We start from the raw sequence: 3,999 nt of genomic DNA, 5'->3' as shown, positions 1-3,999 counted from the left end.
TCTATTATTTTACAATAATCATCTACAAAACAGAATAACTCTGTTATATTCTTATGCATTGGGTAACCTCCTATTGTTGCTAAAATACTGGGGTTTACCCTATTTCTCTCTGCTACTCTCTTTCTAATCCATAGTTAGCGTTAATCAGTGAATCCCATTACTTTTCCACCTGCAAGCGTTAATTTCCAGCATGTAGCAATGGTAAGTAACTCTCCAGCTAAATGGTTTTTTAATGTGGTTTGCATAAAAACCTCCTAAAATACAATGGTAAGAAAAAAAATGACTGCAGTAATTGCCTCGCCTATTAAAGTTTGGGTAATTGATTATTATGCAGTTTCTTCATTGACCGCTTAAAAGTGTTGGCGAGAAGAATCTTCAAAGTTTTGTAGGCTTATATTCCCCAACATCACCTGACTTAGCATCTTCAATGCCTAAAAGGATTTCTTTAATGGTGCTATAGCTCAACTCAGGATTGTCTTCAACAATTTGACCAACTTTAGCCCAGTGTGCGATTTGTTGCGATACAGAACGATTTTGTAATATGGAACGGGACTGTGTTATTTTCTCAAATTCTCCATCAAGATTTACTGTTATATCCATGATACTGTGCTACCTGGAGGTGAATACACACCACATCTGTGGTGTGTATTATTAGCTAACTAGAAAGAAAACTTCACGCCAGTGAGGAAGAGAACTTCTTTGTTAGAAGGTGCTACATCTGTACCACTACCTGCTTTCGTAATCTTATAACTATCAGCTTGCTTCTCGTCAGTCATAAAGTAATGAAGGGCTGCATAAGGAACAAATTTGCTCTTACTGCAAGCAGGAGAGAGATCATATTGAACACCAAGTGCAACATGATGGAGCTTATCTCCATCATTCATTGTGCTACCAAAGTACGTCAAGCTTGTGTAGAAGCTCTCATATTGATAACCAGCACCCGCAGTCCAATACATGGTATCCTTCTCAAACTGCTTTAAGCCTTCTTTTTTGTCATTATCGGTAATATCTTTATATCCACTAGGGTCAAGTTCCTTGATGTTCTTTGGTTGACCAGATTTGCCCAAATATGCAAAAGAGGCAGCAAGCTTCACGCCTTGATCTTCGTTGATCTTATAGTCAGCGCTGACACCAAAGTTAACGCCCATCAAGTCGTTGTATTCCACAAATTCCTTATAAAGATGCTTATCTTTATTTGGTTCTTTTGCTTTACCATATTCACCAACCACAGAAGTTTTAACTTTTATATTACGTTGACTAAAGTCATATTCATATGACGTACCAGTACTTATTATGTGCTCATAATCTGGACCAACGTGTCTTATAGCTGAACCTGCTGTACCTTCATATAGCGTCTTACTTATAACCTTGTCAAGGAACGCTTTTTCAACTTCTGGTTTTAAAGTAGTAGCTCTACCATCAGGCAGTTTCTTTATGTCAGCTAACACAGCGTTTACTGCGTTTGTTACTTCTCTTACTGGCAAGGCGCCTGATTTTGTTACTAATTTCTCCTCAATTTTACTTTTCAGTTTTGTAGCATCGTAATACGCTCTTGGCTTATCCATGATAGACGCTTTTGCTACAGCACCTATATCATCAACACCATAAGTTGTTTTGTAATCAGAAACACCTCTGTCATTTTCGACATTAGGATCAGTCTTTATAGCTAGTGCTGTATTAAGGTCAGTAGCTATCGCGGTTAAAGAATTGTCTCTATTTGCACTGGAAATAGTACCGTCATTGACAGTAACACCCGCCACACTTCCAATTCCAGCATCATCTTTATTATCAGGAACAGTAAGCTTACCAGCCTCCAAGAATTTACTAGTAATATTATCAATTTCCGCTTTAAAAGGATTAGCATTCATACTATCACTCACACTAAACAAACTGCTTTCATAGCGAGGTGAATAGCTGATGCCAAATCTTGCACCCATGTAACTCGGTGAGTAGCAAGCGATTCTAAACGGTAGTGTAGTCATAACACCTTTGTTATACTTTCCAGCCATGCGGAAGGAGAGCCTTGCGCTTTCACTTGAGAAGCTTTCAGTGTAAAGACGCGGTGTTACATAAAATGGAAACGTTGCAGCACTTCCTTCTAAGTTCACTTTTCTGAACCAGTCACTATCTGCAGCCCCATCAACAGTTGCAATTCTCGTTGCATCAAGTCTCATTAGAGCCTCAGGACCAAACTGATAACCAAGTTTCAAGTCACCATATTTTGAATTCAAAAACACATGTGCACTTCTTCCTCTTGCCGCATTCACACCTTGTGAAGCGCCTTTGCCCTCAGTAACCGGAACGTGGAACTGCACATCAGCACCATAGAGAAGACCTAAATCTTCATTTTTGTTTTCAGCTCTTAAGTGCAATATCGCATCTGCAATCATACCCATGTCTTCGCTATAATCACCAATGTTTCCTATTCCTTCAGGGAATAATGGATTTGCCCCTTTTATTTTATCAGGCTCAATTTTATAGTAGTTTACAGACTTGCCTGCCTTAATGTTATAGCGTTTATAATCTTTGCCGCCTGGCCCTGCTTTACCATAACCTTGAGCATCAACAACACCACCAAAAGTGATTCTCAAACCACTTGCTCCTTGATTGGTGTCAATAATATCAACGCCACCAACTGAGGCAACAGGGCTGGCTTTGCCTTTTTCCTCTATATTTTTGTTAACAGCTTTAGCCTCAATTTTAGCTTTCTGAGTTTTAGTACTCTTAGTTTTTGAACTTTCTATATTAGAGTTCTTAACATTGAGAGTTTTTGCTTTTGAATCCTTTGCCAGTTTCGCTTGTTCCTTGCTAGCTAGCTTTGCCTCCTCTTTTCTCTTTTTCTCAGCTAGCTCCTCTTTTCTCTTTTTCCCGGCCGTTAGCTTCAGTTCCTCTTTTTTCTTAAGCTCTTCAGCTTTCTTTTTTGGATCAGCATTACATATCCTGTCCATTTTCTCTTTTAGTTTTTTATTTGATGTTTTCATAACTTCCATTTTTCCAGAAGTTACTGCGCTCTCTTGCTTTTTTATACTTTCATCAGAAAAGTCAGCAGCAAAACCGCCGAAAGAACACAAAGTCAATAAAGAAGCTAGAGCAGTTCTAGTGTAGGTAGATTGTTTCATGAAGTGCCCCCAAAAAATTTCAAAATCATTATCTTAAACGTAAATAGTACAAAAATGTTGAAAGTTCAACTTAAAGCAACCTTATAGCTGAAACAAAAGTAAAATGCAACATCTTAAGAACAACTTTTTTAATATCCCTAGCGTGCATATTAACTAAAACTTAGCACAGAGGCTTGCCTGTTGCCCGCATTATAACTCTACTGCTCACTCTGCGGAAGTAAAAATTTTCCATGATAAAATAATAAATATAGTTAAAAATAAAAAGTTTCCGCAAAATACTTTAACATTTGTTAAAATATTAAAAACAACTATTGACAATAGTATAGATTTATAGTATAGTTAATTTACTTAATAAATATTGAAGTATTTTATATGGATTTTAGTTTTCTACGCAATTGGCTTGGTATCACAAACACCAGTACAAGCGACGTAAGTTCAATACCAGGCAATGATAACGAAGTAGAAGAATATAACGATGAATTTGAGATCCTTGAAGATTATGAATTTATAAATCCTCGTGATCCAAGTGAAGTACATTCTTTGCCTGATCAAACAGGTGAGAGTGTTGTAGAAATTGCAGGATTCAATAAAGAGAAATTATTGGAAATGAGTAATTTCTGTAAAATAAGCTATGGTAATAACGACGAAGAACTAGGCAAAAAAAACTTTAGAGCTTTAGCTTATGATGATAGTCTTTCTAGTCTCTGTGAACAAAATTTTAGAGAAGCCATATGAGAGAACCAACGAAGTTTAAAAAACCCATAAAAACCTCAGCAGTCTTGTCAAATCGAGAAAAAACACGTCTAAAGTTCTTGATTTTTCCAAAGAAGCATTCAATCAAATGCCGCTCTTTATAAAGATGTTTGTCGTAGTCTCTCTG

4 protein-coding genes and 1 pseudogene are annotated in these 3,999 nt (G+C 37.0%); 1 reads left to right on the top strand and 4 read right to left on the bottom strand.

What is annotated here, in order from left to right; genetic code table 11:
• Positions 1-140: 140 nt before the first annotated feature.
• The 3 genes from GO685_RS03725 to GO685_RS05605 all read right to left on the bottom strand — a co-directional run bounded on the left by GO685_RS03725 (position 141) and on the right by GO685_RS05605 (position 3,119).
• The gene (locus tag GO685_RS03725; RefSeq protein WP_246226416.1) at positions 141-245 is read right to left on the bottom strand and encodes a baseplate hub domain-containing protein; all 105 of its coding nucleotides are present in this window, start codon (positions 243-245) and stop codon (positions 141-143) included.
• 130 nt (positions 246-375) lie between these two features.
• A complete protein-coding gene (locus tag GO685_RS03720; protein ID WP_175937628.1) occupies positions 376-600 on the bottom strand; it encodes a TA system antitoxin ParD family protein in 225 nt (74 codons plus the stop codon).
• Positions 601-659: 59 nt separating this feature from the next.
• Entirely contained in the window at positions 660-3,119 is a 2,460-nt protein-coding gene (locus tag GO685_RS05605; protein WP_246226415.1) for a WD0745 family porin, read from the bottom strand.
• A 372-nt stretch (positions 3,120-3,491) separates the two neighbouring features.
• Between GO685_RS05605 and GO685_RS03705 the strand changes: the two genes are divergently transcribed.
• On the top strand, positions 3,492-3,854 hold the full coding sequence (locus tag GO685_RS03705; protein ID WP_175937627.1) for a hypothetical protein: 363 nt from the start codon (positions 3,492-3,494) through the stop codon (positions 3,852-3,854).
• Here the strand turns inward: GO685_RS03705 and GO685_RS03700 are convergent.
• Positions 3,838-3,999 (bottom strand): annotated as a pseudogene (locus GO685_RS03700) (IS5-like element ISSoc13 family transposase); the annotation flags it as partial. The gene GO685_RS03705 and the pseudogene GO685_RS03700 sit on opposite strands and share 17 nt — an antisense overlap.

It is taken from the genome of Wolbachia endosymbiont of Madathamugadia hiepei (assembly GCF_013366855.1).
GTDB lineage: Bacteria > Pseudomonadota > Alphaproteobacteria > Rickettsiales > Anaplasmataceae > Wolbachia.
The sequence above is the reverse complement of the archived record's forward strand: the minus strand, read 5'-3'. Positions and strand labels throughout refer to the sequence as shown.

Excerpts from the sequence above, each read along its gene's own strand:
- GO685_RS03725 (WP_246226416.1), bottom strand. The coding sequence starts at position 245 with ATGCAAACCACATTAAAAAACCATTTAGCTGGAGAGTTACTTACCATT.
- GO685_RS03720 (WP_175937628.1), bottom strand. The coding sequence starts at position 600 with ATGGATATAACAGTAAATCTTGATGGAGAATTTGAGAAAATAACACAG.
- GO685_RS05605 (WP_246226415.1), bottom strand. The coding sequence starts at position 3,119 with ATGAAACAATCTACCTACACTAGAACTGCTCTAGCTTCTTTATTGACT.
- GO685_RS03705 (WP_175937627.1), top strand. The coding sequence starts at position 3,492 with ATGGATTTTAGTTTTCTACGCAATTGGCTTGGTATCACAAACACCAGT.